A 24553-nucleotide genomic window follows, 5' to 3' on the forward strand; every position below is an offset into this window, starting at 1 on the left:
CCTCGTTGACCGCGCGCTCAAGCGAACCTAGTCGGATTGCATGACAGCATTTCTCGATTTTGAAAAACCCGTTGCCGAACTTCAGGCGCGTATCGCCGCATTGCGTGAAACCGCAGATGGCGGCGAGGCCGACATTTCGGTCGAAGTTTCGCGTATCGAGGCGAAAGCCGACAAATTGCTGCGGGATACTTATACAAAGCTGACCCCCTGGCAAAAAACGCAGGTGGCACGGCACCCCGATCGTCCGCATTTCCGGGATTACGTCGCGGGCATGCTCAGCGACTTCACCCTGCTATCTGGCGACCGTGCATTTGGCGACGATCAGGCAATTCTGGGCGGCCTGGGCTATATCGACGGACGGCGCGTCATGGTGATCGGGCATGAGAAGGGCAACGACACCGCCAGTCGCATACGCCACAATTTCGGCATGGGGCGACCCGAGGGTTATCGTAAGGCGATCAGGCTGATGCAGTTGGCGGATCGCTTTGGTGTTCCGGTAGTAACGCTTGTCGATACATCGGGTGCTTTCCCCGGAGTGCAGGCAGAGGAACGTGGTCAGGCGGAGGCGATCGCCCGATCGACTGAGCAATGCCTTGCGCTCGGCGTCCCGATGATTTCGGCCATCGTAGGCGAGGGAGGTTCGGGCGGCGCGATTGCGCTTGCTGCGGGAAACCGTGTCCTGATGTTCGAACATGCTGTTTACGCTGTCATCTCGCCCGAAGGCTGCGCATCGATATTGTGGCGGAGCGGTGAGCGTGCTGCCGATGCCGCCGAAGCGATGAAGGTCACGGCTTCGGATCTAAACCGGTTGAAAGTCGTTGATCGCATCGTCGCTGAACCGGTCGGCGGTGCGCATCGGAATCCCGCTGTCGCCATCGCCAATCTGAAAATGGCGATTGTTGACGAACTGGATACACTGACGCCGATGACTTCGCAGGCCTTACGCACTGACCGCCGCAATAAATTCCTGTCGATGGGAAACCTGTAGTCGGCCGAAATGCAAATCGGGCGGCAAACCGATGTTTGCCGCCCGAAATATTCAGCAAGTCTGTCGATCTGCTTTTATAGGCAGATCAGAAGGATCAACCCACCTTCATGTTGGTCGAAACGTTAGTGAACGTCGTTGTAAGCTTCGAACCAAGTGCGCTCATTGCAGTGATGGCGGCGACAGCGATCAGAGCGGCAATCAGGCCATACTCGATTGCGGTTGCGCCCTTGGTATCCTTGAACATTTTGCGAACGAATTTCATAACTAGTCTCCTGTAAGTGTCTCTAACTACCCGACTGTCCCCGCCGAAGCACGTTCAGTAATATTGGTATTATGCAGAACAAGTTGCCAAATGTTTAATACGAAATAGCTAGTTGGCGTTCTGCACTTTGGTGGAAATATTGTTCCACAAACCGCTTGTTGCGGCTCCAAGCGCTTGAAGTCCTGCTAACATGCCAAGACAAACAAGTGCCACGATCAAGCCATACTCAACAGCAGTCGCTCCCTTTTTATTGAGGGCAAGCGCGCGCATCAGTTTCAACATCGCCTTGTCCCCGGTCCCGTTGTGCCTCTAGAGGCCAGAAGATCGATACTGCGTGCGGAGTTAAGAAAATCCTTATATCCCCGGAACAGAGTGAAACTGACGCGCTGTGGGTCGTGGCTGCGGCGCTCATCGCTGCGGATGGCCGGGTGTTGGTGCAACGACGGCCGCCCGGAAAATCGCTTGCGGGACTGTGGGAGTTTCCTGGAGGAAAGCCTGAAATCGGCGAAAGCCCGGAGCAAGCACTGGTCCGCGAGCTCGATGAAGAGTTGGGTATTGCGGTGGAAACGCGTGATCTCACGGCGTCAGCCTTTGCCAGCGAGGCGCTTGGTCACAGGCACTTGATCCTGCTGCTTTATATTTGTCGAATTTGGGAGGGCGCGCCTAGAGCGCTCCATGCGAGCGAGTTGCGTTGGGTGGATTTTGCGGAATTAAATCGCCTTGATATGCCACCTGCGGATCGTCCGCTGATCGCAGCACTCGCCAAACTGATCTAGTCGCGCCTGGCCAATGCTGCAGCCAGTGAAGTTGTCCCGCTGCCACGCTTTGCCGGTTTCGGTTGATCGGGCGAGGGTGCCCACCCTGTCAGCGTCACGAGGCTGATGGTTTCGCGAACCTTGCCATTGGCGTCGGCACGCGCGGCAAACGATGCGATGGCTGCGGAAAGCCACTTTCGTGTAACTCCGTGGCGCTGGGCGAGGACGTTCGTTGCAGCGGCCGCGCGAAGGTCGTCGATAAGGCGTCCAAAGTCCCGATAGCTGAGATCGAAACTATCGAGATCGGCTACCGGTAATGCGAACCCGGCGCGAACCAGCAAGTCACCGGCAGAGGCAACATCGACCTGAGGGTGGAGGCGAGCTGCGCTTGTGCCGACAGCAGCGTCCGCTGCGGCGATGGCGGCACGCGTGGTGGGCAGGCTGGGAGCGGCGGCCATACATCCAAGGAACAGGCCGTCAGGCCTTAAGGCACGGCGAACAAGCAGCAGTGCCCCAGGCAGGTCGGCCACCGTATCGAGCAACCCCGCCACAAGTACGAGATCGAAAGTTTCCGGAGGAAAGGGCAGGCGGTCTTCGTCTACTCGGACGCCGTGATAAAGTGCGGCACGAACGGCGGATGGATCGGCAACAGTAACTGCAATGCCTTTTGCTTTGACCTCCGCAATCAACCGTCCTTCGGCACCAAGGATGAGCGCCGACGTGAAATCGCGCTTTACGGTACTTAGTCGGTCGAGCAGTTCGTCGATGATCAGGCCGGTGAAGAAAGCCTCGGGCATCGCCGTCGTCCGGTCGCGCCGGATGCTCCGTGCGTTGCGGTCGAATAACTCTGGCGGGCGAGACGTCACGGGGCCGCTTGTGCCAAGGTTCGCCAGCGCCGACAAGGTCGCGATGTCGCCTGTCTATCAACTCATGCGCCCGATCCTCGACTATGTCCTGCCGCCGCGTTGTCCGGGGTGCGGCAATGTAGTCGAAGCAGATCATCGATTTTGCGTGCCGTGCTGGCAACAGCTCGATTTCCTGACGGGATCGGGTTGTGCACGCTGTTCGATCCCAATGAGCGTTCAGGATGGCTTGACATGCGGTCCATGCCTCGGAAGTCCGCCTTCGTTCGATGGTGTCATCGCGGCGGTGGCCTATGGCGATATCGCGCGGCGCGTTGCGTTACGGCTGAAATATGGACGCCGCACCGGTTTTGCTCGGACGATTGCTTCAGTATTGGCACCGCGCCTGCAATCCGACGTTGCTTTATATATTCCCGTTCCTCTCCATCGTTGGCGCTTGTGGTCCCGTGGCTTCAACCAATCCCATGCAATCGGGACCGCGCTAGCGAGGTTGCATGGCGTAAGTTGCCGATCCGACATCCTGATCAGAACGCGCGCGACACCGCCGTTGCGGGGCATGAACGCGTCGGAGCGACAACGTACTGTAAAATCTGCCTTTGCAACTACGATCAAACTGCAGGGACAGCACATCTATCTGGTCGATGACGTGTTCACGACCGGCGCGACCGCCGACGCCTGCGCCCGCGTGTTAAAAAGAGCGGGAGCAGGGCGCGTAACGGTTGTATGTTGGACTCGGGTGATCCGCGACGATTGACAAGCCGGGTGGCCGACCACAACTCTACAGGACAAATGGAGTGTGCGTTCGTGCCCAAAATACAGGTCTATACAAAGCCGTTCTGTCCCTATTGCTATCGTGCCCTGGCGTTGCTGGGCACGAAGGGTGCGACCGTCGTGGAAACAGACATTTCGATGGATAGGGCAGGTCGCGATGAAATGTTATCGCGAGCGAATGGCCGAACGACTGTACCGCAGATTTTCATCGGTAACCGCCATATCGGCGGATCTGATGATCTCGCCGCGTTGGAACGGGCAGGCGAACTCGACGCATTGCTCGCAGCCTGACGCGTGAAGATCGCCATCTTGCAAATGACATCGGGCATCGACCCGGCAGCTAATGCGCGGACGATCGTCAGTGCTGTGACGCAGGCCGGCGTGGGCGGGGCCAAAATGTTGTTCACGCCCGAAATGTCGGGCCTTGTTGACCGCGATCGCTCGCGTGGGCGCGCCAGTGTGCGGAGTGAGGGTGATGACGTAGTATTACGCGCCGTCTGCGCTGCCGCCAAAGAACAGGGCATTTGGGTTTCGATCGGTTCGTTGGCAATTTCTGGAGCGCGGGACGATGGCAGGCTGGTCAATCGAAGTTTCCTGATCGACCCAGCGGGCAAGGTCACAGCACGCTACGACAAGATTCATTTGTTCGATGTGGACCTGCCAACCGGTGAAAGCTGGCGCGAGTCTGCTGCTTATGCTCCCGGTGAACGAGCGGTGGTCACGGAATCTCCGCTCGGAAAACTGGGGCTAACGGTTTGTTATGACCTGCGTTTCCCCGCGCTTTATTCTGCGTTGACCGATGCGGGTGCTACCGTCCTGACCGTCCCTGCGGCGTTCACCGTGCCGACCGGACGGGCGCACTGGCATCTATTGCTACGCGCCCGCGCGGTCGAGGCCGGTGCTTTCGTGGTTGCCGCCGCGCAGACAGGCCTTCATGAGGACGGTCGGGAGACGTTCGGACATTCGCTCGTTGTAGATCCATGGGGAAATGTGTTGCTCGACATGGGAACAGAACCGACGCTGGGGATGTGCGATCTCGACCTTGCCGAAGTCGATCGCATTCGCGGTCGGATACCGGCGTTGTCGCATCGACGCCCGATTACGCTGACGTGATCGTATTCGATCTCCAGTGCGAGAAGGCGCACGGCTTTGAAGCATGGTTTGCAAGCAGCACCGCCTTCGAGTCGCAATGCGAGGCTGGACAAGTGATTTGTCCGTTTTGCGGTTCGGCAAAAATCGGGAAGGCCGTGATGGCACCCAGAATTGCGGCAAAGGCGTCGATGTCGCGTGGTTCGATGACGCCCGCCGAGGCGATGACGAAGCTTGCGACCATGCAGACCGAACTATTGAAGGATTCGAAATGGGTCGGCAGTGCATTTGCCGAGAAGGCGCGGGCTATGGCGGATGGGGATGCAGCCCCGGCAACGATACACGGCACCGCGACACCAAAAGAGGCTATTGCCCTTCGCGAAGAAGGTATCAGCGCATTGCCGCTGCCCTTTCCTGTGATCCCGCCCGAAAAGCGCAATTGACCACGGGCCGTTCGCACCGGTACGAGCAACCTCGTGCCCCGATAGCTCAGCTGGACAGAGCAACGGTTTCCTAAGTCGTTTGGCGCTTTTCTCGCCATCGTCATTTTATGGCAGATTTCAGCCATTTTTGATACCCCTCTTAGTTGCAGACCGTTGCTCCTGTGCCCCGGATTGTGTCACCCCGTGCATTGCTTTCAATTTCTGCGCTGGCGTCAGGAACTCTAGATAAAGCTCTGTTGTCTTGATGCTGTCGTGCCCGAGAAGGCCTTGCAGCGTGTAGATGGAACCGCGACCCTCGCGCAGATATGTGACCGCATAAAGGTGCCGGTAATCGTGGAAGCGATAGGGTTCGAAATCCGTTTTCGATTGTGACGCTTTTTGTGCCACCCTTCGCTTGATGTCGCCGAACCTCGATGCTGGTGATCCCCACCGTTCGCCAGTGCCATGCCAGAACACCCAAGGCTTGCCGATGAACTGTGCCTGTCGGGCGACAATGGCCTTCATCTGGCGCGTGTAGGGAATGACCCGCATCTTGTTCCGCTTTCCTACAATAGTCACGGATTCGTCCAGGGGGTCTAACTGAGAATGCTTCAGGCCAAATAGCTCGGCTTGCCGTAACCCTGAGATCAACGCGAATTCGCAAGCGTCACGGAAACGATCTGGCGCAGCCTTTTCAAGCATACGCATCGAATCTCGCTCGGGCAGGCAAATCGGGTCGCGCTTTTCCTGAAGGATGCGCGCCGTCCGAAATGCCAGCGTCGGGTTGCTGTCTATCCAGTTCTCGCTCATCGCATAGTCCAGCACACTTGAGAGCGCGGTAAGATCGCGCTTCAATGTGGCGACCGTGCAAACTCGGAGACGCGCCTTTCGGATCGTTCGGAGCAATTCAGGATTGATGTCGTTTAAGGTCTTGTCATCAAGGAACGTGCGCAGCTGCGCGAGGCTCACCAGATACCGCTTGAACGTGCTGGCGGACAGGTTCTCAACGCCATGCTCGTTCCATGCGACGACTGCCGATTGCCAGCTTTGTGGCGCTATGATGCCAAAGCAGGCCTCGTTCTCGATGCGGGCGCGCTCTGCCTTCAGGCGTCTTTCCGCGAGCGCGCGAACACGCGTGAGTAGGCTGAATCGATACTCGGTGCCTTGGACCTTGAAACGCGCCCACCAGATGCCGTTGCGCGGATAGATGTTCGGCACTTGGATTCCTTCCGATTGACCGATTGCGCCCATTGGCGAAGTATCTGGACATCAAATGTCCACCGGCCAGCAGGCTTGCCCGCGCCGGGTATCTCCTCACGAGCAGCAAGGTCTTGAAGCGTGCGCTTAGGCAGTCCCGTTATCAAGACAGCTTCAGCGATGCATACGCGCTCTGCAATCGTCATCCCCCGGCTCCCGCAAGCTCGCGCGACATTGCGACCGGCCAGTCGGGTGCGCGGGAACTGGCAGGGGCGGCAACTCTCGGCCTGTCGTGATGCCAGACTAGACCTTGCACGATCTCAATATCGGCATGATGCTTGCCGTCGAGGGCAAGGTAATACCCACTGTCCCGCTCGCCTTCTGGTGTCAGCGTTAGATGCGACACGAAAAAATACGGAGCGGCGTTCTCATTCTTGCCAAGCGTCGTTTCGCGCATGACCTGCTTAAACATGAAGTGCCGTTTCCGCCAGCGTGCGCCGGTGAAGTGATACACCTTCAGCACGTCGCCGGCTGCGATGCTCCGACCGGTTTTGTCGTAAATCTGGGTCACAATTCCCCCTCAGCATGAAACACGACCCCAACCAGCGCATCGTCGGCGAATTGGCGGATAACCCTAAGACGCGTCGGTTTAAGCAACTCTGCATCTTGAGCGCTGAAAGGCTCTGGATTGGTCATGCGGATTGGCCCGTCTTGGTTAAACGCCTTGCGGCCTTGCCAGTTTGGCGGGATGGTGGTGTCAGTGGTCATCTCTTGAACCCCCACGTTATATCTCCGATGATGCCCCTGTCGTGCCACGCTGGCTTTTTGGGTCGGTAAAGTGCGGCGATTAATGCGAGCGCAGCCAAAGCCTGCGCTTTCCGCAACTCTTTTATGATCTCATCTTCCCTCATCTCAAGCCACCCCGCGCGCTGGGTCGGCGAGGGTGAATAAAAATTTTCTCATGCCGCCTCTCCGAAAAGTGAACCTTGCCGCTGGGCATCCTCAATGCGCTCGCAAGCCAACCCGAAATATACCGGGTCTTTCTCAATGCCGATGAATGACCGCCCCTCAAGCATCGCAGCAACGCCAGTCGATCCGCTGCCCATGAAGGGATCGAGGCACGACCCGCCTTCAGGCACCAGCGCAACGACTATCTCGCGCATCAGCGGCAACCATTTTTGCGTCGGATGGGCAACCTTTTCGCTGGCGCGGATACCGGCGCGATAGGTGTCCGAATAGAACACGTTACGACGCCTTGGATCGGCATCATTGAACGGCGCACCGGGCGTATAGCCGTATAGCGCGAACTCAAATCCGCTAGGCCACCAGTTCCCCGGCATAGCGGGAGGCGGGCAAGCCTTGATCCAGCACGCGGGCTTGACCGTAAACCGATCTTCCAGCGCCAGTTCGAAGAAGCTGACTTGTGACGCGCCACAGAAAACAAAGAATGCGTTGGCAAGTTCGCCTGATGCAGCGATTGCCTCTATCGTTTCATCGCGTGTGGCTGCTCCGTCCCATGCAAATTGCAGGGTGCGCTTGCCGTCCAACTTGTTCTGCGCGCCAAAGTTATTTCGTATGGCATACGGCGGATCTGCAATGAGGGTGTCCACTTTGCCAATCGTCGGCAGGATGTCGCGGCAGTCGCCTAGGTAAAGCTTAGCGTTTCCGATTATGAAAGGTTCAGCCATCACTTTTCCCCCTCCTTGCGATCCCGCTCTGGCTCAGCGAGGCGGGGCGGAGTGGACAGGGCGGGATCAGCGTTTACGTGCACGGCCATGTAATCTCTCCTGTTTCATATTCTTTTTCGCCGTAGGTGCAGCACTTTGGGCAATAGACCTCCACGCGGTATTCATTGCTGAACTGCGACGAAACACTCTCTTGCCAATCATGGGAGCAAATCTGGTTTGGGATGCTTCTCACGTCCTCCTTCTGACTCTCAACGACCTCCGACGCGCCGGACAGGGCGGCAGCGATAGCGCGGGCAATGGTGGGCCAGCGGAAGAACGCATTTTCCATACCGCTGTCCGTATATTCTTCGCCATCAGGTCCGCGCAAAATATCCTTCACGCGCTGAACCGTTGTCCCGACATCCCCTTCCGCCCCGCCGCTGCTTTCGCCGGGGCCGTGGTCGATGGGTGGGGTGCGGATGGTGAATTGGGCTGCATAGTCCGACGCTGCCTCTCCAAAATCAGGGTCTGGCTCCACGTTGCCTGCTGCCCAATGGTTATGGACGTCTGTTGCGCCTGCTATGTAGGCGTTGGCCCGTTCACCACTGATCGCGGCGTCTATGGTCGGCTGCATGGCGGCGATGGCGGCGAGTGCGTTCAATCTCCTCGCGAACAAATGGGCTTCGTCGCGGTCGTCAAAAGACTGCACCCTTTTTCCGCGATCAATCGCATAATACTTGCTTTGGATGTCGGCCCCGTCTGTTGCCCACGCCCGCATAGCTTCCGCCACCCGCTCGACATCACACTCCCGCGCCTGTTCAATGCCCTCGACCGGCTGCGCGGATGCGTTCATTGCCTTTGCGATCACCTTGTCATCATAAATTATGGGCGGGTATCCGATGTGAGCGGCTTCATCCTTCGCAGCCACAGCGACGGCCAATGCCTCGGCAATCGTTGCCCCCTCAAAACGACGGTCAGCAAAGCCAGTCCAGAACCCGCTGCATTCGACAGCGTTATTCGGCGGCCCTTCTGGATTGTCGCAAAGGATCGTGACGGTGTCAGCTTCTTCATCGCGCAAACGATTGACCATCACCCATTCGTCGCGTGCCTCGACCGGCTGCGCGGTGGGGGTGGCTAGGGCGGCATTTGGAAAAGCAACACGCTGTTCCGGCCCGTCCAGCATGTAGATCACGTCGCCAAGGAACGCGTGCAGTTCGGCGTCGGAACCGTTGCGGCAAACATGTCCAACCCTGTCAACGTACGGGGCAGGCTCCAGATACCGACGCGCCATGTCCTGCATTTTCGCGAAGTGCGCGGTTTTCAATTCTTCACTCATCATGTTTCACCCCTCTGTTCAGCCCGCAAATCCTCAGCCCGCCAAGGAAACACGAAGCCTTGGCCATCAGGCCGAACGCGGTTGCTGCGGAGATATGCTGCCGACTGGCGGTAGTCGCGCGCGGGCAGGGTGCGGGATTGGAGGACCGCGTTCATGATTCCACCGTGAAAGGGTGTTCGCCCGCCCATTCGGCATGAAGCCGGTTTGCGATGGCTGGGTGGCGAGCGTCCGCGCTACTGCCAACTTCACTGTCGGCAGGCATAACTTCCTCGATTTGGGCGATGGAATTGCGTGGCAACCACTCGTAAACGCGGTCATGTGGCGCTCGCTCATCCACTATAAACAAGCGTAGCCCACTGCCCGCAGCGAGGTAATCGACGGATCCCTGCGCATCGATATGAACGATGACCATTGCTGGCGTTGTCATACATCACCCCGCGCGATCTTCGCCATGCGCCGCCCGATGCTCGCCATGTTCGGCGTTTCCAGCGCTATGATGGCGTCGAGTTTGGATTGGGCGCTGAACGAGCGCTCCTTCCAAGCATTCGACTGACCGATCCAATGATTAATCTCATCCACCACGTCTTTCGCTTTGATTAGCGGCGCTGTTATTGCCGGTCGCTGAGTCAACCATTCAAACATCTCTCTCGTCCTTCTAAAATCACCGCCGCGCTTGTTGGGTCGCGGCGGCTCCCTGTGGAAATTCAGATACCCATCGATTGGCGGGCCGCGTTTTTCACGCGCCACCGCTTGTAATAGGCCAGTTGCCTATCCCGGTTTTTGGCGTACCAGCGGCGGTTGGCGGCGCGACGGTTCACTAGGTCGCGCTCGCGGGCAGTCTCGCGATCGGTCATTGGTCGAACTCGGCCAACAAGACGGCGGCGTGATCCTTCAGCTTCTCACCATCGCCATCATCCAGAAGCGGCAACAACGCAGCCAAGCGGGCGTCGATGTCCACGCGGATTTCGCAGTCGTCCAGTTCGGATATTGCCGATTCCAGGGTGGCGATTTCGCCGGTTTGGGACTGGTCTAGAACTTCGTCGGCTTCAGGGTCGGCAGCGATGCGATGCTCAAGGGCGTCCAGACGGGAAACCGGGGCGGCTTCACGTTCTGGGGTCAGCGCAATTGACGGGACCGTTTCGTCACGGTCAAAGCTGTCCTCAAGGTCTGTGGACATCGGCAGACGCTTCGATAGGCGGCGCATGACGGTCTTGCGGGCCATCTCCGACCACCACGCAACCCACGGGCCATTTCCACTCGCGCGGCTGACTTTGCGAACCTGCTCAATCTCTTCGAAGTTCATCACTTCCAGCAGGCGCGCGCCATCCTTCAGGACGGCTGTTGCATATGCGCCGATTGCCTTGCCGCGCGGCTTGTCGAGGGCAGGAGGATTGTGCGTTACGTCCTCGTCAAACCCGAGATGCCAGACGAACTCGTCATTTTCGTAAACGACTTGCGCGCTGATTTTTGAGACATCGCCTGACTGGCGGATCTTCTTCAGGATGCCCGCAATCATCGGCATGGCCTGTGCCTTGTTGCCGAACTTCACGATTGCAGCTTCGCGACCATCCGGGAGCAAGCCATCCTGTGCCAGCCTGACGATAGCGCCGAACAGCGACGACCGATCGAGGCCAGCAAGGTCGGGGTTGTTCTGAATGGCGGTCATCGCAACGCGAGTGAATTTCTCAACGGTGACGTGCTTTGGTAGTGCCGCCTGAAACTGCGGGGCCATCTGCGTCAGGTTCTGCCGAATGACCGCGATAGGGTCAGCGCGACGATCTGCTAAATTCGTAGCCATGTTAATTCGCCTCTTTCACTGAAAACTGACGCCAGCCCTTGCGAGCGCCGATATGGGTTCCGACGTGAGCCTCGGTGATCAGCGTCCCCGCCGCCCCCTTCGTCTGCGAGCAACTGACCTTGTGCAGCGGAAGCATCGCGTAACCGGCGCTTCCAATCTTCATCATCAGGGCGTTCTTTGCGGTTTCTGCGCGAACATCGGCGGCTTTCGCCTCTGCCTTCGCCGCTTGCCATTCATCAGCAAGGTCAGACGCTTCATTATCGCCGCGCAAATCCGCCACCTCCTCAGTCGGAACGCCAAGCAGTTCCGTTATCGCCCGTCCGTCGCGTTCGAAGTCGGGGACCGGGGCGTCGCCCGCACGGATGGCCTGCCAGAACTGTTCAACGCGGCGCTCGATATCGGCGTAAACCAGTGGTCGGAAATCATACTGGTAGCGGCGCAACTCATTGCCGCCGACGAGAACAATCATGTCGCCCCAAAGCGCGCCAGACAGCCCTTGATAGGACATGTTCTGCAACAGATAATTCAGCGGCGGTTCGTAACCCCACTTCTTTACCTGGAGCCAATCGACCATCTTCACCTCAAGGATGCCTTTCCCGCGTTCCGGGCAGGTGGCGATACAATCGGGATGACCGCCTAGGCCTTTGCCATTATCGAGCCGGTGCGGCGTTTTGAGGGGTACGTAGCCCCACCGTTCGCAGGCGGCTTCGATGATCAGCGGTTCAAGTTTCACGCCCCAATAAGAACGCTCATTTTCCGGCACATTGTTGGCATCGACCGCGTTGAACTCCGGCGTTGCTATCGCTCCGGTCTTGCGGTGGTACAGTTCGAACTCGGTTAGCCATGGAGACGCGCCGAAAAGGGCTGCTACTTCCGACGCTCCGACGACCGACGCGCGAAATGCAGCATCGTCCTGTTCGACCGCCTTCAACTGCGTTGCCATGTCACTTAGCTCCCAAAATAATGATGAAAAACAGCGCGACCGGCACGATCAGCGCGAACACAGCCACAGCCAGCGCGGAGGTGAGCAAGCTTTCGGGTTTCGACGCGGGGATCATGACACGGCCTTCCGACCAGCCCAAAACCGCGCAACGCCAGCATCCATCTTGTCGTAAACAGCCGCCTGCCGATCAGCGCGATCCGCGTCCTGTGCGGCAGCATATTCGGGGTCGGTCTGGTAGCGGCGTGTCTCGGCTAGGCAGGCGCTCATCGCTGGAACTTTCGCCAGCCATGCGTCCTCGGTCACGATCTCGCTGCCGTCGCGCTCAAGGCTTCGTTGAATTGCGAAGTGGTTGCGGGTCATGGTTCAGTACTTCCCTTCAAAATCAGGAACCGCGCTCACAGGTTTGGAGAGCAGCGCGAGGAGGAGACGGATCATTGCGGGGCGGCCTTGGCGATTGCGGCGCGGGCGTTGTCCCAAAGCAGCTTCGGACGGTGTGTCTCGAAGCTGCTCACGAGCGCCTCCAAAGCCGCCAGCAGATCAGGCGCGGCGGCTATGAGGTGGGCGTTGGCGGTCTCTGCACCGTCTGGCATATCCATTTCGATAGACGCGACGGTCCACTCGCCCTTTTTGCCGAAGCGCGTGGCGCGGGCGACATTGCCGACAATCTCAAAGCCGTCGTGATAGTCGTCGACGCGCCAAGGTCCCGGAGTATGCTGAGCACTCATCGCGCAGCCACCTGACGCGACCACTGCCAGTCTTTTTCAACATGCCGATACCGCCGATCCTCGCACTCCCGCTCGTATTCGCTACGGCAATCTGCAACCGCATCCGCAATCGCATCCGTCGGCATCAGGGCATCGACCGCCTCAAGCAGCGCGCAAATGTCTGCGGTGATGGTGTCGGAATCATCGGCGTAGGTCAGCCGCTCGGTTGCAGCGATTACCGCCGACTTGCGGGTGGCGAATTGGGCTAGGGCTGAGTGTGTCATTTGGCTGCACCCATTTCCAGCGCGGCAACCCGCTCCATGTCAGCCATTGCGACCTCGTTGCTTTCGTAAAAGCGCACAGGGCTGATAGGGATGCCGGACGCCTTAGCGATCTGCATCGCCGCGAACGCAATGTTGGTCGCGCCCTCAAGTGCATAGCCTTCTGCGCCTGCCGCATGGACGATATGGCCAGCGCGGCAATGCGTTGTGCCGCAGTGCCAAGTGGACATGTCGAACGCGCCCTCAACCTTTGCCGCAGCCAACACCTTGGTGTGGAGGTTTTCGACCACCGGCACGATGAAAGCGGGCGTGTTAGCCTGGACGGGGGCGAGATTTTTTTTGCTATACAGGCCCGAGCAGTCCGAGCAGTCCGAGCAGTCCGAGCAGTCCGAGCAGCCCGAGCAGCGCGAGCAGTCCGAGCAGCCCGAGCAGCCCGAGCAGTCCGAGCAGCGCGAGCAGCCCGAGCAGTCCGAGCAGCCCGAGCAGCCCGAGCAGTCCGAGCAGCGCGAGCAGTCCGAGCAGCGCGAGCAGCCCGAGCAGTCCGAGCAGTCCGAGCAGTCCGAGCAGTCCGAGCAGTCCGAGCAGTCCGAGCAGTCCGAGCAGTTGGTACACCAGTCGCAATTGATCAGGCTGGCTAGCGACTTTTCAGCAGCCTCGCGGGTGCCCCAATATGAAATGCTCGCCTTGTTGTTGCGGGCATCGATCAGCCAATCGCCATCTTCGCGATATGTGGTGGCTGTCTGCACTGCGTCTGCGGGGGTGGTTTGCATTTTTCGGCGTCCATCTGTGGTGATGGAGCCTTTATGCGGAACGTACGTACGTCCGTCAACTCATAAACGTACGGAAGTACGATTTTATCAGAATTTAACGTACAACGTGGAGGCCAATCTTCCCTAGGCAACAAAAAACCCCTTGAGATGAATCCGCAGTAGCAAGCACAAAGAGCAATATTGATAAATATGCTTGCTAAGCGGACGCAGCAAGCAGAGACTGGCTCGGGCAGCAAGCACGGAGCGATTCTTAGTGATGGATACCCCACAGAGTAAGGGCGGGAAGGCCCGCTCAGAATTGCTTTCGCCATCAGAGCGCCAGCGGATCGCGCGGGCGGCTGCGAAGGCTCGCTGGGATGAGCCTTGCCCAAAGGCCATCTTCGGTGAGCAGGATAAGCCCATCCGAATCAGCGATATAGAGGTGCCCTGCTACGTCTTGGATGACGGTAAGCGCGTGATAACTATGAATGGAATAATGGACACATTCGGCATGGCGCGAGGCGGCGCTATGGTGAAGGGTATGAATCGTTTAGAGCTTTTTGTCTCCAGAAACAGAATAAAACCTTTCATTTCCAGTGATTTGTACGAGCGAATCGTTAGCCCGATTCGGTTCAGAATTAAGAACTCCACTGCCTATGGTTTTGATTCTGATACACTGATTGACGTGGCCGAAGCGGTCATCCAAGCTGACAATGCAGGCACCTTGCAGAAGCAGCAGGCGGGCATAGCACATCAATGCCGGGTGATTACATCAAGCCTTACCCGCGTCGGCCTTATCGCCCTCATTGATGAGGCGACGGGCTATCAGACTAATCGCGACAAGGACGAACTCCAGCAAATTCTCAGTGCCTATTTGCTGCCTGAGCATCGACCTTGGATGGAGACAATCCCAGTAGAATTCACAAACGAGATATACCGGGTTTATGGCTGGACCCGAACAGCGAACAATCGAGGGCCGCGCTATGCAGGGAAGCTCATCCGCAACTTAATTTATGAAAAGCTCCCAAAGCCGGTTCTCCCCGCCTTAGATGAAATCAACCCAACGAATGCCAAATACCAACGAAAGCACCGGCACCATCAGTTTTTGACAGAAAAACAGGGCCTAGATCACTTTCGAACGCAAGTTATCACGGTGATGACATTGCTCCGGATTTCGAAAAACAAGGGCGATTTTAACAGGCATCTTATCTCGTATTTTGGTTCGCAAATGTCATTTGCTTTTGATGATGATGTATGAAGTTTAGCATCATAAATTGAACTTCAGGCAACAAAAAACCCCGCCGAAGCGAGGTTTGGTGGAGTTTATCGGGCGGGCAGGTTATTTCTTATGCGCTTCGGCTGCTGCCATCCCGCTTTGATATGCAGATGCGGTCGTCCCCATCGCGCTGACATAAATTGCCACAGCTGCGTAAGTAAGGCTGATTATCCCAATTACAGAGCCTATGATGGCAATTATAATTGTAGATTTGGCGTTTCGTGCGTGCGCATCGACGGCGGCAATTTCCACTTTAAGTTGGCCGACATCTTTGGCGACAGAGCCCAAAGCGATAGTGAAACCATCCATCTTGCCGATCAGTTGGGCAAATTTGGTTTCTGTCCGCGCCTCAACGGCCTCCAGCTTCGCGTCCAAAAATCGCTCATCGAACGAATTTGTTGCCGCCCCTGAAGCGATAGTTTTGGGTGCTGCCTGTGTCATATAACTTCCCTGTATATAGGGAGTCTGTGAAAAAATGGTAGCCGCCATAGCTGCCGCGCGTCCTGTCCACCATGTCGGGGGCGCGTTAGGCGACGGCGGCAGCATCTATCATCCCTAACTGGTCGCCGATCATTTTATGAACCGCCCGCAGCACTTCCGTCGGCATTACAAGACTCGCTACATTTTTTACTGCTGGCCGTGTATTTCCCGCTTCATCTCCAACCAAATTTTGCTCGCGAAATACAAGCAAAGATGTTTCTGGGTTCACAAAAGACTGCGCGCCAGTAGCCCATACTCTTGGGAGATCCATGCCGAGGGAGAATTCTGGTCCGCGACTTTGAATTTCGGCATTAATATCTTGAATTTGCGAGTTTTCTGAACCTTGATCGGCCACTTGTGTCTCCTGCTCTATTGTCATCACAATTCCCTCACCCGCATCGCGCTCTGGGCAACGCGGCCACTCATAGCGCTCCACCGCCAGCGGATTGAGCCAACATCGAAACCATCTCGCGCTGGCGGATATCACCTTGCTTGGTCCGCACCATGCCGGGGATCAGGAAGCCGTCAATCAGCAGCCAGATAAACCCAATGACGATAAAGTAGGAAAGTATCTGCATAATCGCGCTGGCAGGACGACCGAGATAGAAGCGGTGTGCGCTCACAAGGCCAAGAAATAGCCAAAGTAGATAGGCGACCGCCACACTAGCCCCCTCATTCGTTACGCGTTGCTCGATAAGCTGCAATTGTGCAGTCGATAATGCCATTTAATCCCCCGTTTTTGTTGCCGCCGCCCCCGGCAATGCCACTAAGCTGCCGATGCTAGTACGTCGCTCATCCGCAGCGCCTTATCGATACGCAGCACATCGTTCATTGCGATACGAAAGGTCAGCTTTGGCTCGTATTGTTGAAGCTCAACGAATTGAGACGTGCGCCTAACAAGTCGCTTTATCAACACATGGCGAGCCGTCTCTCCGTCATCGGTATCGTCGGTTGGACGCAAATAGACGACAACGAAATCCCGCGCGCTAATAGAAGATGTTTTCTGAACAACAAGCAGATCTCCATCGTCAAACGCCGGGTCCATTGAGTTGCCCTGGACATAAAGCCCATAGACATCCCGCTTGCCATTGAGGATCTGAGGTCGCTCGCGATATTCGATAATATCCGCTGTATTCAGCCTAGTTAGTTCGATAGCCTCGCCATCCACAATAGTATCCGCCCCCATAGCTGAACCATACACCGGCAGATCGTCATTCATACGACTTAAGCTGGATCCTTCGTATTTCACCGTCTTGGCGTTCGATGGCGGTCGGTGCGAAACCAGCGCCTCTATTTCCTCCTCTAAGATCGGAGGCGCACCTTTGCCTCGTAGCGCTTTAGCAAACCTGTCGGCGGCCTTTCTGCCTAAAGGCGTATCATATGTGTCCTTAAAATACTCTTGAACTGAAGACTTACCTTTGTAGTCGCCGCCTTTTGCGATGTCGTCCAGTGACATCGTTGTTCTCGCCTTAAGATCGAGCAGCACTTGGCCGACAGTTTTGCGTTCTGACATGTACGTGTCTTCGCAGATGTGAGGTACGTTATCTAGGCCGTTGACAACCGTACGTACCTCGGCGTACGTCAAGTTCATGAGCAACTTTCGAGACTTGATCGCATCGCGTGGCGGCATTCGACCGCTAGCTCGCGCCTTAGGCCACAAGAACCCGTCCACGGTTCAGGGTTGGTGGGAGCGAAACAGCATCCCCGAAGCTCATCTGCCATCGGTATCGGACATATCTTGCGCCACTGAGCAAGCACGCGCCGCATGAACCGCAAGCTCGAAGGCGCGGGGAGGGCGGGCAACTCCCAGCCCGAGTTGCTGACGTGCACAAATTGGCGCGCTCGCATCTCCACAACGCCACGCCCTGCACCCGTCGAGACTGCTGCTGCGGTGACTAACTCTTTCCATGACAAGCCAAATACATCGAACCGGGAGCAAATCCGTGAGCAACTATGAAATGCCGACGCCAGTTGTGGCGGGCGACCATATTCACCGCACCCTCGGCCTGTTTATTGGACGGGGCCGTAAATATCAGTGCAGTGACATCGAAACTGGCACGGGAATCCCGGAACGCACGGTAAGTGCGTGGCTGGCATCCGACCCGCTGGAGCGTCGCGCACCCAAAGGCTGGCATTTACTGACTCTGTGCGGGTTTCTCGGGGAGGTGTTCACCAGCAAGATTATCGGACTGGTAGGGCAGGGTGCGCATTCGCTTGATCCGGAAGCCAATGCGCCGGGCGTCATCATCGCCCAGCTTATCGGCGGGACGGCTGAGTTCGCCATTCGCGGCGCTGACCACATTTATTGCAACGTCGATCGCGGTGCGCTGGAGCCGGTCGCTGATCAGATGATCGCCACGCTGACACCCTTTTCAACGAAGGGGCGGTGAGCATGATGGACCTGAACCCCTTCAAGCTGCGCCGTCAACGTGACGAAGCCCGCGCGACAGCCGAACTGCTCACCGAGAGAAATCTCAACCTCCGCTATGGGCTGAACAAGCTGGCGGAGGATTATCATTCTGTCGGTACGCAACTCGCCATCGCAAACGCCCGTCTCCAAAAGCGCAAGATCGACCGCAAAGCCGCTGACCGTGCGCCGATACGGGCCACGCTTGCCGGGCTTCGGCGTGGGTTGGGGGTGGGGGCATGACACTCCCTATCCCCGCGCACGCTCAGACGATCCTGCGCATTCTGACCGCCGCCGCAAACGCTGGCGATCAATGTCCGACTAACGGCGTTCTGGCGGAGGCTATCGGTGCGCTGTCGATATCGGCCCCAGCAAACGCAATATCCCTGCTTGAGGCCATTGGCCTGATCACGGTTGAACGCGGCTCGTGCCGACGCATGGTCACTATCGTTGCAACGGGCAAATCAACCGCGCCTGTCGTGAGCAAAATTCGGGCTTACGGCACGAGCGCCAGCCCAAAACCTCATAATCGCAAGCGGCGCCCGCTTGAATACGCCGAGCCTGTCCGCGTCGATCCATCACGCATCGTTGACCGTGACCCGTGCACATATTGCGGCACGCGATCCGATCACGGCTGCATTCATAATCGGAGGGCGGCGTAATGGCTATCGGACAAGTAAATTGGACCGTTGAGGATGATGAGCGGCTTTGCGACTTGGTCGCGAACGAGCTTCCCTTACAGCGCATCCCACTGCGTATGAATCGCAGCCTGCTATCGGTGAAAGCGCGCTGGCGTCGGGTTGTCCGCGAGATGGGGCCGCAGGCGATATGACTCCGACGCAACGCCGCGCCATTCTGAATAAGCACGCTAACGCGCACTATATTCGGCCCGAGAGACTGCTTGCCCACGATCAGACGGCCTCCGTCTCAGGCATCCGCCAGCGCATCATGCGTGATTTGCGAAGTGAAGGCTTCGCCATTTCCGAAATCTGCCGAATTTTAAACCGCTCAGATACAACCGTGCGCTTTGGATTGAGGCGCGCCGCATGACTGCCGCGCAGATCACTGCCACCGTTCGCAATCTGCCGGTTTCCACAAGCCTGCCGGGGACGCTGACGCGCGGACAATGCACGGCTCAGGACTTTTTGCGCTGGCCATCGCGCCGCGACGATTTTCCCAAATTATCAATCATCCAGCACGCAGTCGAAACCGGAAGGAATGGATAATGGACACCGCTACTTTGAAGGCGCTCGCCAACGGGCCACTGAACAACGCGCTCGAATTGTTTCTGCCTGAAGGCCGGATGAGTCTGAAGCGCCGTCGCGCGCAATACCCCCCCTGTTGGCGGGCTACGTTGTGCCCGTCGATGTCCCGTTGCCGCTAGTCGGCGGACACATGGGCCGATGATCGCCGCGCCCGTTTTCAACCAAGGAGAGAAGTAATGTCGGATATTATCCAGGCGGACAAGCTGCGGCTGTTTATCGAAAGAATTGAGCGGCTCGAAGAAGAGAAGAAGGCATCAGCGATGATGTTCGCGACGTTTACAGCGAAATGAAGGGGCAGGGCTACAATACGCCAATCGTCCGCCAGATCGTCAAGCTTCGCCGCATGGAGAAGAATGACCGCGACGAGATGGACGCGTTGCTGGAAACATATCGCGATGCGCTCGGGCTGGCGTGATTCCAACTCGCACCAAATACCGGGCGGTTAAAACCGTCTGCGGCGCGCTTCACCTGCATGACAGCAAGGCTGAGGCGCGTCGGTGCGACGATCTGACTGCGCTTGAGGCTGCGGGGCATATCTCGCGCCTTGAGCAGCAGCCGGTGTTCCGCGTCGAGATCAACGGCAAACTGATGTGCCGATACGTTGCCGACTTCGCGTGGTTCACGGATGACTGCCGAATTGTCGAGGACTGCAAAGGCTTCAAGACCGACATTTACCGGTTGAAAAAGAAGCTGGTTGAAGCCTCGCACCCCGGCGTGGTCATCACCGAATGGCCGGTGCGCGCTCCAAAGAAAAGGAAGCCCCGTGCCAAAGCTACAGCTTAGTTGCGAGCATTGCCACGTCGCCTTTGAACGATGGCCATCTGCGCCCGCGAAATATTGCTCGCGCGATTGTTGGAAGGCGGCGACCGTTTCTACGTTCGATTATGCCGGATGGCACAAAGACAATCGCGTCGATCAAAATGCAAAGAAATCGGCTTGGCGCAAAGCCAACCCTGAAAAGCGGTTGGCCATTCAGCGCAAATGGCGTGCGGCGAACAAAGCCACCATTGCGGCCAACGGCGGGATGCGCCGGGAGGCTATCAAGGCAGGCGTTGATAAATCGGCAGTTACGGCTGTTTTGACCGCTGCTGACGGCCATTGCACCTATTGCGACGGCCAGTTCGAACGCCTCGAGTTAGACCACATCGACAGCCTCGCCTTTGGCGGGAAGCACGCTCTCAATAATTTCCTGCCAGCCTGCCGAAGCTGCAACGCCAGCAAGTCAGACAAAGACGCGGCTGAGTGGATATTTGAGAAGCACGGCATCAATGGGTTGGTTCGAGCCGTCTATATGCTGGAAAACCGCCAGCGATGGACTCCTGAGGCGTCGCATCCCGGCACCGTGATTACGATATTTCCGCCGAAGAAGGCGAAGAAGCGGAAGGCGAGGGTATGAGCCACGAAGATGACATCAGGAAAGAGCGGGAAGCGGTCGATCGGCTGAACGCCGCGCTCGAGCAGATATCAGAGGATATCATATGGTATTGGGGCTGGGGCGACGGAGAGGGTGGATACGTCCTTGAGAAATTGCCCGCCATTGTGAACGAGCGTGATTTCGATTGGCCCGGTGACGGGAAGGCTAAACCGAGAATCTACCAAAAGAAGGTTATCAGCCGCAGCCTGTCCAAGGCGGTGTTCGAACGCGACGCCTTCCGTTGTGTGATTTGCTCTACTCACGTCGATTTAACCTGTGATCATATTTACCCTGAATCGTTGGGCGGCGAAACCATACTCGCCAACCTTCAGACTATGTGCCGCTCTTGCAATGCCAAAAAGGGCGTTCGCACTTGAGCAATCACATCATCTCGATGGCGTACAAGCGCGACCTCCGCACGGCTATGCGCAAGTCGGTAATGGTTTTGCTTGCCGACAAGGCCAGCGACGATGGTAGCGGCATCTGGGCGTCTAAAAAGACGATGGCCGACGAGTTGTGCTGCTCGAAGCAGACGGTGATCGATACCGTGCAGCAGTTCATTGATGAGGGGCTGCTGGTTAAGCTGGGTGAGCGCCGCAACGCCAATGGGTACACCGTTGAGTACGGCATCGACATGGCCGCGCTGGCCGCAACTCCGATGGTTAAATGCCATCAGGATAAGGGGTCTAGTGATTGGACCGGTAAACCTGCTGGACCGGTCAACGTGGCAGGGGGACCAGTCAACCTGCTGGACCCAAACCCTCCAGAACCATACCCAAGATAGCTAAAGCTACCTTGGGTAAACGCGCGCCGAAAGTTGAAAAGCATCTTTTGCCCGACGACTGGAAGCCGATAGCGTTCGGCGCTGACACCGAGAGCGCGAAGATACTGGCGAAGTGGCCACCCGGCGAGATCCCGTTCCAACTCGAACACTTCCGTGCCCACCACCTCAAGAAAAACGACCAATTCAGCAACTGGCAGCACGCTTGGTCAACGTGGGTTTTGAACAGCCGAAAATTCAGAGGAAATGACCATGGAAAACAACATCATCATGTTCCCGTCGCCAGCGATGGCATTGGACGCACGGGGCGAGCTGCACAAACTGCAAGAGAACAAATTCGTTTGGCGGGCTACGGCTGATTTCATCTGGTCGGAACTAACGACATCGCTTGCGCTGGTCTGTCCGGTCAGCATGACAGAGGATGACCGGGCGCAGTGGATTGCATCAGCCGTCACGACGATGATGGAGGTGGGAGTTAGTCCGGGCGACCTCCGCAAAGCCAATCTTTCTGCTCGCACCGATCCGGCTTGTGACCATCCAGCGAAGATCATCCCGGCCATCATGCGTGCGTTGGGGCCTAATTGGGTTTCATCCCGCGTCGAAATTTATGAGACGGATACTCGGCAACCTATGGATTTCACCGAGATCGAGGCCCGCGTGAAAAGTCGCGATATTACCGAACATGAGCTGAACACGCTTCCGAAGCAGTGGTTGCAAATATTCGACTGCCGCAACCTCGTCCGGTGGCATGGCAATGCTCGCGTTTACCGTCTTCGCGCAGAAGGCCGGGAGCAATCCGCATGACGCCGCCACACACACTGACAGCGCATCACCCAAAACGCGCAGAAAACCGCCATATATCGCGCGATTTGGCGGCAGAGGAAACCACCCCCACGCACCCCGACCCGTTCGTTACTTGGGCGCTTTGGGCGATGGGGGAGAGTGATGAAAGAGCGGCCAACACCCGTCCGGCCTTATGCGCTGCGCCCGTGCCCACCCGATTTTCGCGAACGGTATATGCTCGGCGGTTGGGAAGAGGTCGAACTCGAATACGGATCGCGTCCCAGCGTCATCACGCGTTGGATCGAGGAAAATGGCGGCGATGAACTGCGTTATGCGCGTTCCGAACATCTCAAGGCAATGCGCGCTGAAGCGTCGGTAGCGCGGCTTCAGAGAAGAAGGGTAGGATAATTACATGTATGTCAGTGACCATGCTGTTTTGCGCTACATCGAGCGCGTGATCGGTCTCGATGTCGAGGCTGTTCGGGTAAAGATCGCCAGCCCAACCGTTCAGAAAGCCGTCGATTTCGGATGCGAAACTGTGGTGCTTGGAACGGGGCAGCGGATCATCCTTCATGGAGATGTCGCGGTCACCGTTCTGCCGAAGGGCGCGAGGGGTACGCGGTGAGTGAAGGTATCCGCACCCCGGAACTTGAGGCTATCCTGATTGATGGCATCAGCGACGGAATACCACTGCGCCAGCTTTGCCGGACGCACGGGATAGGGAAGTCGACCGTATATGACTGGATGGCTGACGACAAAGAATTTGCCGGACGCTTCGCGCGCGCACGTGAGATTGGCTTCGACGCCATTGCCGCCGACTGTCTCGACATTGCTGACGATGTATCGAATGACACAAAGATCGTTGGCGAGGATGAGCGCGAGGTTGCCAACACTGAATGGATCAGCAGGTCAAAGCTGCGCGTGGAAACCCGCTTGAAGCTGCTCGCGAAGTGGGATCCGAAACGCTACGGCGATAAGATCCAGCACACCGGCGATGGTGGCGGGGCGATTGGCATCACCATCACCAGTGACGACGCCGCGCTGTAGCCGTGGTGTTTGCTCTCACGGCCAAACAGCAGGAAGCAAACCGTCTTCTTGGGTCGCCAGCTACCAATATCATGCTCCGGGGCGGATCGCGATCAGGCAAGACGTTTTTAATAACCCGTGCGATCTGTATACGCGCGATGAAGGCGGAACGGACACGTCACGCGATCTTCCGTTTCAGGTTTAACCACGCAAAGGCGTCAATCTGGAACGAAACGCTGCCCAAGGTAATGAGCCTATGTTTTCCGGGAATTCCTTTGTCGACGAACGAAACTGATTTGATCGCGACGTTTCCGAATAACAGCCAGATCATCCTTGGCGGGCTGGATGATAAGGCGCGCGTCGAAAAAGTGCTGGGTCAGGAATACGCCACAATTTACGCGAATGAGGCTTCGCAGATACCATGGTCATCTATCGAAACATCCCAATCGCGCCTTGCCCAATCGTCACCACTCGCCCTGAAATATTATTATGACTGCAACCCACCTTCAAAATTGCACTGGTCCTATCAGTTGTTTCGCGCCGGTTTGAAGCCAGGAACGAAAGAAGCATTGGCGAATCCGGCCGATTATGCCGAAATGCTGGTAAATCCTGCCGATAATCGCGCCAATCTCCCCGCCAAATATTTCGAAATTCTTGCGGGCATGTCATCGGCACAACGCCATCGCTTTGAAGCAGGAGAATGGGCGTCCGAAGTTAATGGGGCGCTGTGGAGCGTTGAAGGCGTCGATACAAACCGCGTGACCCTTGCCCCCGAGATGCAGAGGATTGTTGTGGCGGTTGACCCTAGTGGGACGAAAGGCGACGGCCAAGGCGATGACATCGGCATCGTGGTAGTCGGTAAGGGCACCGATGGCCGCGCCTACGTGCTCGCCGATCGCACCTGCCATTTATCGCCCGATGGCTGGGGCAGGCAGGCCGTAAAAGCATACAAGGACTTCGGCGCAGATCGGATCGTGGCAGAGAAAAACTATGGCGGCGCGATGGTGGAGGCTGTGATAAAAATGACAGATAAGACCGTCAGCTATAAATCCGTGAGCGCCACTCGCGGGAAAGTTGTGCGCGCGGAGCCTATAGCCGCCTTATACGAGCAAGGTCGGGTAAGCCATGTGGGGCCGTTTCCCGATCTGGAAGATCAGATGTTTAGCTTCACCCCCTCCGGCTATGTCGGCGAAGGGTCGCCTGATCGGGCCGATGCACTGGTGTGGGCATTAACCGAACTGATGTTGGGCGGTTCCAATTACTCATGGGACGCCCTGTAGCGCCAGCGTCGGTAAC

General features: G+C 57.3%; 44 protein-coding genes and 2 pseudogenes. 23 read left to right on the forward strand and 23 right to left on the reverse strand.

Annotation, left to right across the window (positions count from 1 at the left end; genetic code table 11):
* Positions 1–40 precede the first annotated feature (40 nt).
* The gene (locus tag D3Y57_RS18955) at positions 41–988 is read left to right on the forward strand and encodes an acetyl-CoA carboxylase carboxyltransferase subunit alpha (RefSeq protein WP_121155173.1); all 948 of its coding nucleotides are present in this window, start codon (positions 41–43) and stop codon (positions 986–988) included.
* A 94-nt stretch (positions 989–1082) separates the two neighbouring features.
* On the opposite strand, the gene D3Y57_RS18960 is transcribed toward D3Y57_RS18955, so the two are convergent.
* Positions 1083–1250: a Flp family type IVb pilin gene (locus D3Y57_RS18960; RefSeq protein WP_121155175.1), complete on the reverse strand. Its 168-nt coding sequence runs from the start codon at positions 1248–1250 to the stop codon at positions 1083–1085.
* Between the two features lie 108 nt (positions 1251–1358).
* Positions 1359–1532, reverse strand: coding sequence for a Flp family type IVb pilin (locus D3Y57_RS18965; protein ID WP_121155177.1), 174 nt, complete (start codon positions 1530–1532; stop codon positions 1359–1361).
* Between the two features lie 104 nt (positions 1533–1636).
* Between D3Y57_RS18965 and D3Y57_RS18970 the strand changes: the two genes are divergently transcribed.
* Positions 1637–2026, forward strand: coding sequence for a (deoxy)nucleoside triphosphate pyrophosphohydrolase (locus tag D3Y57_RS18970; protein WP_121155180.1), 390 nt, complete (start codon positions 1637–1639; stop codon positions 2024–2026).
* On the opposite strand, the gene D3Y57_RS18975 is transcribed toward D3Y57_RS18970, so the two are convergent.
* Positions 2023–2802 (reverse strand): methyltransferase domain-containing protein, encoded by a 780-nt coding sequence (locus tag D3Y57_RS18975; protein WP_121155181.1) that lies wholly within the window; start codon positions 2800–2802, stop codon positions 2023–2025. The two genes, D3Y57_RS18970 and D3Y57_RS18975, sit on opposite strands and share 4 nt — an antisense overlap.
* Here D3Y57_RS18975 and D3Y57_RS18980 point away from each other — a divergent pair.
* The 4 genes from D3Y57_RS18980 to D3Y57_RS18995 are packed head-to-tail and all read left to right on the forward strand — an operon-like array spanning position 2783 to position 5171.
* Positions 2783–3622 carry a ComF family protein gene (locus D3Y57_RS18980; RefSeq protein ID WP_347400404.1) on the forward strand — a complete coding sequence of 280 codons (840 nt, stop codon included), beginning with the start codon at positions 2783–2785 and terminating at the stop codon, positions 3620–3622. The two genes, D3Y57_RS18975 and D3Y57_RS18980, sit on opposite strands and share 20 nt — an antisense overlap.
* Before the next feature lie 50 nt (positions 3623–3672).
* On the forward strand, positions 3673–3930 hold the full coding sequence (gene grxC, locus D3Y57_RS18985; protein WP_121156215.1) for a glutaredoxin 3: 258 nt from the start codon (positions 3673–3675) through the stop codon (positions 3928–3930).
* Positions 3931–3933: 3 nt separating this feature from the next.
* Positions 3934–4752 (forward strand): carbon-nitrogen hydrolase family protein, encoded by an 819-nt coding sequence (locus tag D3Y57_RS18990; protein ID WP_121155183.1) that lies wholly within the window; start codon positions 3934–3936, stop codon positions 4750–4752.
* On the forward strand, positions 4749–5171 hold the full coding sequence (locus D3Y57_RS18995) for a DUF1178 family protein (protein WP_121155185.1): 423 nt from the start codon (positions 4749–4751) through the stop codon (positions 5169–5171). Before D3Y57_RS18990 ends, D3Y57_RS18995 begins: the two co-directional genes overlap by 4 nt.
* A 117-nt stretch (positions 5172–5288) precedes the next feature.
* Here D3Y57_RS18995 and D3Y57_RS19000 read toward each other — a convergent pair whose 3' ends face one another.
* From D3Y57_RS19000 to D3Y57_RS19065, 16 genes and pseudogenes are all read right to left on the reverse strand, one after another.
* Positions 5289–6401, reverse strand: a complete 1113-nt coding sequence (locus D3Y57_RS19000; protein WP_121155187.1) for a tyrosine-type recombinase/integrase — start codon at positions 6399–6401, stop codon at positions 5289–5291.
* Positions 6402–6448: 47 nt separating this feature from the next.
* Positions 6449–6553 (reverse strand): annotated as a pseudogene (locus tag D3Y57_RS21725) (hypothetical protein); the annotation flags it as partial.
* The gene (locus tag D3Y57_RS19005; RefSeq protein ID WP_121155188.1) at positions 6550–6918 is read right to left on the reverse strand and encodes a hypothetical protein; all 369 of its coding nucleotides are present in this window, start codon (positions 6916–6918) and stop codon (positions 6550–6552) included. The gene D3Y57_RS19005 and the pseudogene D3Y57_RS21725, both read right to left, overlap by 4 nt.
* Positions 6915–7115 (reverse strand): hypothetical protein, encoded by a 201-nt coding sequence (locus D3Y57_RS19010; RefSeq protein ID WP_121155190.1) that lies wholly within the window; start codon positions 7113–7115, stop codon positions 6915–6917. The genes D3Y57_RS19005 and D3Y57_RS19010 overlap by 4 nt, the downstream gene beginning before the upstream one ends.
* Positions 7116–7306: 191 nt before the next feature.
* A complete protein-coding gene (locus tag D3Y57_RS19015) occupies positions 7307–8035 on the reverse strand; it encodes a DNA-methyltransferase (RefSeq protein ID WP_121155192.1) in 729 nt (242 codons plus the stop codon).
* A gap of 73 nt (positions 8036–8108) precedes the next feature.
* Positions 8109–9353, reverse strand: a complete 1245-nt coding sequence (locus D3Y57_RS19020; RefSeq protein WP_121155194.1) for a hypothetical protein — start codon at positions 9351–9353, stop codon at positions 8109–8111.
* Positions 9354–9501: 148 nt separating this feature from the next.
* A complete protein-coding gene (locus D3Y57_RS19025; RefSeq protein WP_121155196.1) occupies positions 9502–9777 on the reverse strand; it encodes a hypothetical protein in 276 nt (91 codons plus the stop codon).
* Positions 9774–9992 (reverse strand): hypothetical protein, encoded by a 219-nt coding sequence (locus D3Y57_RS19030; RefSeq protein ID WP_121155198.1) that lies wholly within the window; start codon positions 9990–9992, stop codon positions 9774–9776. The genes D3Y57_RS19025 and D3Y57_RS19030 overlap by 4 nt, the downstream gene beginning before the upstream one ends.
* 62 nt (positions 9993–10054) lie before the next feature.
* Positions 10055–10204 carry a hypothetical protein gene (locus tag D3Y57_RS20295; RefSeq protein WP_162987203.1) on the reverse strand — a complete coding sequence of 50 codons (150 nt, stop codon included), beginning with the start codon at positions 10202–10204 and terminating at the stop codon, positions 10055–10057.
* Complete coding sequence (locus D3Y57_RS19035; protein ID WP_121155200.1) at positions 10201–11148, reverse strand: recombinase RecT; 948 nt, start codon at positions 11146–11148, stop codon at positions 10201–10203. Before D3Y57_RS19035 ends, D3Y57_RS20295 begins: the two co-directional genes overlap by 4 nt.
* Position 11149: 1 nt before the next feature.
* Complete coding sequence (locus tag D3Y57_RS19040; RefSeq protein ID WP_121155202.1) at positions 11150–12091, reverse strand: YqaJ viral recombinase family protein; 942 nt, start codon at positions 12089–12091, stop codon at positions 11150–11152.
* 111 nt (positions 12092–12202) lie between these two features.
* Positions 12203–12451, reverse strand: a complete 249-nt coding sequence (locus D3Y57_RS19045) for a hypothetical protein (RefSeq protein WP_121155204.1) — start codon at positions 12449–12451, stop codon at positions 12203–12205.
* A 71-nt stretch (positions 12452–12522) separates the two neighbouring features.
* Positions 12523–12816 carry a hypothetical protein gene (locus D3Y57_RS19050; protein WP_121155206.1) on the reverse strand — a complete coding sequence of 98 codons (294 nt, stop codon included), beginning with the start codon at positions 12814–12816 and terminating at the stop codon, positions 12523–12525.
* Positions 12813–13079: a hypothetical protein gene (locus tag D3Y57_RS19055; RefSeq protein WP_121155208.1), complete on the reverse strand. Its 267-nt coding sequence runs from the start codon at positions 13077–13079 to the stop codon at positions 12813–12815. Before D3Y57_RS19055 ends, D3Y57_RS19050 begins: the two co-directional genes overlap by 4 nt.
* Entirely contained in the window at positions 13076–13372 is a 297-nt protein-coding gene (locus tag D3Y57_RS19060) for a hypothetical protein (RefSeq protein ID WP_121155210.1), read from the reverse strand. Before D3Y57_RS19060 ends, D3Y57_RS19055 begins: the two co-directional genes overlap by 4 nt.
* A 46-nt stretch (positions 13373–13418) precedes the next feature.
* Positions 13419–13688: a hypothetical protein gene (locus D3Y57_RS19065; RefSeq protein WP_121155212.1), complete on the reverse strand. Its 270-nt coding sequence runs from the start codon at positions 13686–13688 to the stop codon at positions 13419–13421.
* Positions 13689–14102: 414 nt separating this feature from the next.
* On the opposite strand from D3Y57_RS19065, the gene D3Y57_RS19070 reads away from it, so the two are divergent.
* Positions 14103–15083 carry a P63C domain-containing protein gene (locus D3Y57_RS19070; protein WP_121155214.1) on the forward strand — a complete coding sequence of 327 codons (981 nt, stop codon included), beginning with the start codon at positions 14103–14105 and terminating at the stop codon, positions 15081–15083.
* 81 nt (positions 15084–15164) lie between these two features.
* Here D3Y57_RS19070 and D3Y57_RS19075 read toward each other — a convergent pair whose 3' ends face one another.
* The 4 genes from D3Y57_RS19075 to D3Y57_RS19090 all read right to left on the reverse strand — a co-directional run bounded on the left by D3Y57_RS19075 (position 15165) and on the right by D3Y57_RS19090 (position 17094).
* Positions 15165–15542, reverse strand: coding sequence for a hypothetical protein (locus tag D3Y57_RS19075; protein WP_121155216.1), 378 nt, complete (start codon positions 15540–15542; stop codon positions 15165–15167).
* Positions 15543–15627: 85 nt separating this feature from the next.
* Complete coding sequence (locus D3Y57_RS19080; protein ID WP_121155218.1) at positions 15628–15960, reverse strand: hypothetical protein; 333 nt, start codon at positions 15958–15960, stop codon at positions 15628–15630.
* A gap of 43 nt (positions 15961–16003) precedes the next feature.
* On the reverse strand, positions 16004–16306 hold the full coding sequence (locus D3Y57_RS19085) for a TM2 domain-containing protein (RefSeq protein WP_121155220.1): 303 nt from the start codon (positions 16304–16306) through the stop codon (positions 16004–16006).
* A 41-nt stretch (positions 16307–16347) separates the two neighbouring features.
* Positions 16348–17094 carry a S24 family peptidase gene (locus tag D3Y57_RS19090; RefSeq protein ID WP_162987205.1) on the reverse strand — a complete coding sequence of 249 codons (747 nt, stop codon included), beginning with the start codon at positions 17092–17094 and terminating at the stop codon, positions 16348–16350.
* Between the two features lie 76 nt (positions 17095–17170).
* Between D3Y57_RS19090 and D3Y57_RS21685 the strand changes: the two genes are divergently transcribed.
* From D3Y57_RS21685 to D3Y57_RS19160, 16 genes and pseudogenes are all read left to right on the forward strand, one after another.
* Entirely contained in the window at positions 17171–17350 is a 180-nt protein-coding gene (locus D3Y57_RS21685; protein ID WP_430739019.1) for a carph-isopro domain-containing protein, read from the forward strand.
* A 174-nt stretch (positions 17351–17524) separates the two neighbouring features.
* Positions 17525–17971 carry a hypothetical protein gene (locus D3Y57_RS19095; RefSeq protein WP_162987206.1) on the forward strand — a complete coding sequence of 149 codons (447 nt, stop codon included), beginning with the start codon at positions 17525–17527 and terminating at the stop codon, positions 17969–17971.
* 2 nt (positions 17972–17973) lie between these two features.
* Entirely contained in the window at positions 17974–18231 is a 258-nt protein-coding gene (locus D3Y57_RS19100; protein WP_121155228.1) for a hypothetical protein, read from the forward strand.
* Positions 18228–18650, forward strand: coding sequence for a hypothetical protein (locus tag D3Y57_RS19105; RefSeq protein WP_121155230.1), 423 nt, complete (start codon positions 18228–18230; stop codon positions 18648–18650). The genes D3Y57_RS19100 and D3Y57_RS19105 overlap by 4 nt, the downstream gene beginning before the upstream one ends.
* A complete protein-coding gene (locus tag D3Y57_RS20300; RefSeq protein WP_162987207.1) occupies positions 18650–18820 on the forward strand; it encodes a hypothetical protein in 171 nt (56 codons plus the stop codon). The genes D3Y57_RS19105 and D3Y57_RS20300 overlap by 1 nt, the downstream gene beginning before the upstream one ends.
* Positions 18821–19034: 214 nt before the next feature.
* Complete coding sequence (locus tag D3Y57_RS19110; protein ID WP_121155232.1) at positions 19035–19214, forward strand: hypothetical protein; 180 nt, start codon at positions 19035–19037, stop codon at positions 19212–19214.
* Between the two features lie 215 nt (positions 19215–19429).
* Positions 19430–19668 (forward strand): annotated as a pseudogene (locus D3Y57_RS19115) (DUF2312 domain-containing protein).
* Positions 19665–20036: a DUF1064 domain-containing protein gene (locus D3Y57_RS19120; protein WP_205590082.1), complete on the forward strand. Its 372-nt coding sequence runs from the start codon at positions 19665–19667 to the stop codon at positions 20034–20036. The pseudogene D3Y57_RS19115 and the gene D3Y57_RS19120 overlap by 4 nt, the downstream one beginning before the upstream one ends.
* A complete protein-coding gene (locus tag D3Y57_RS19125; RefSeq protein WP_121155234.1) occupies positions 20017–20649 on the forward strand; it encodes an HNH endonuclease in 633 nt (210 codons plus the stop codon). The genes D3Y57_RS19120 and D3Y57_RS19125 overlap by 20 nt, the downstream gene beginning before the upstream one ends.
* The gene (locus D3Y57_RS19130) at positions 20646–21044 is read left to right on the forward strand and encodes an HNH endonuclease (RefSeq protein ID WP_121155236.1); all 399 of its coding nucleotides are present in this window, start codon (positions 20646–20648) and stop codon (positions 21042–21044) included. Before D3Y57_RS19125 ends, D3Y57_RS19130 begins: the two co-directional genes overlap by 4 nt.
* Positions 21041–21451: a hypothetical protein gene (locus tag D3Y57_RS19135; RefSeq protein ID WP_121155238.1), complete on the forward strand. Its 411-nt coding sequence runs from the start codon at positions 21041–21043 to the stop codon at positions 21449–21451. Before D3Y57_RS19130 ends, D3Y57_RS19135 begins: the two co-directional genes overlap by 4 nt.
* Positions 21452–21700: 249 nt before the next feature.
* Positions 21701–22252, forward strand: coding sequence for a hypothetical protein (locus D3Y57_RS19140; protein WP_162987208.1), 552 nt, complete (start codon positions 21701–21703; stop codon positions 22250–22252).
* 141 nt (positions 22253–22393) lie between these two features.
* Positions 22394–22639 carry a hypothetical protein gene (locus D3Y57_RS19145; RefSeq protein WP_121155242.1) on the forward strand — a complete coding sequence of 82 codons (246 nt, stop codon included), beginning with the start codon at positions 22394–22396 and terminating at the stop codon, positions 22637–22639.
* A gap of 4 nt (positions 22640–22643) precedes the next feature.
* Positions 22644–22856 carry a hypothetical protein gene (locus D3Y57_RS19150; protein ID WP_121155244.1) on the forward strand — a complete coding sequence of 71 codons (213 nt, stop codon included), beginning with the start codon at positions 22644–22646 and terminating at the stop codon, positions 22854–22856.
* Complete coding sequence (locus D3Y57_RS19155; protein ID WP_121155246.1) at positions 22853–23278, forward strand: terminase small subunit-like protein; 426 nt, start codon at positions 22853–22855, stop codon at positions 23276–23278. The genes D3Y57_RS19150 and D3Y57_RS19155 overlap by 4 nt, the downstream gene beginning before the upstream one ends.
* 5 nt (positions 23279–23283) lie before the next feature.
* Entirely contained in the window at positions 23284–24537 is a 1254-nt protein-coding gene (locus D3Y57_RS19160; protein ID WP_430739052.1) for a phage terminase large subunit, read from the forward strand.
* Positions 24538–24553: the final 16 nt, after the last annotated feature.

Origin of the sequence: Sphingomonas paeninsulae, from assembly GCF_003660165.1 — a bacterium.
Lineage (GTDB): Bacteria > Pseudomonadota > Alphaproteobacteria > Sphingomonadales > Sphingomonadaceae > Sphingomonas_O > Sphingomonas_O paeninsulae.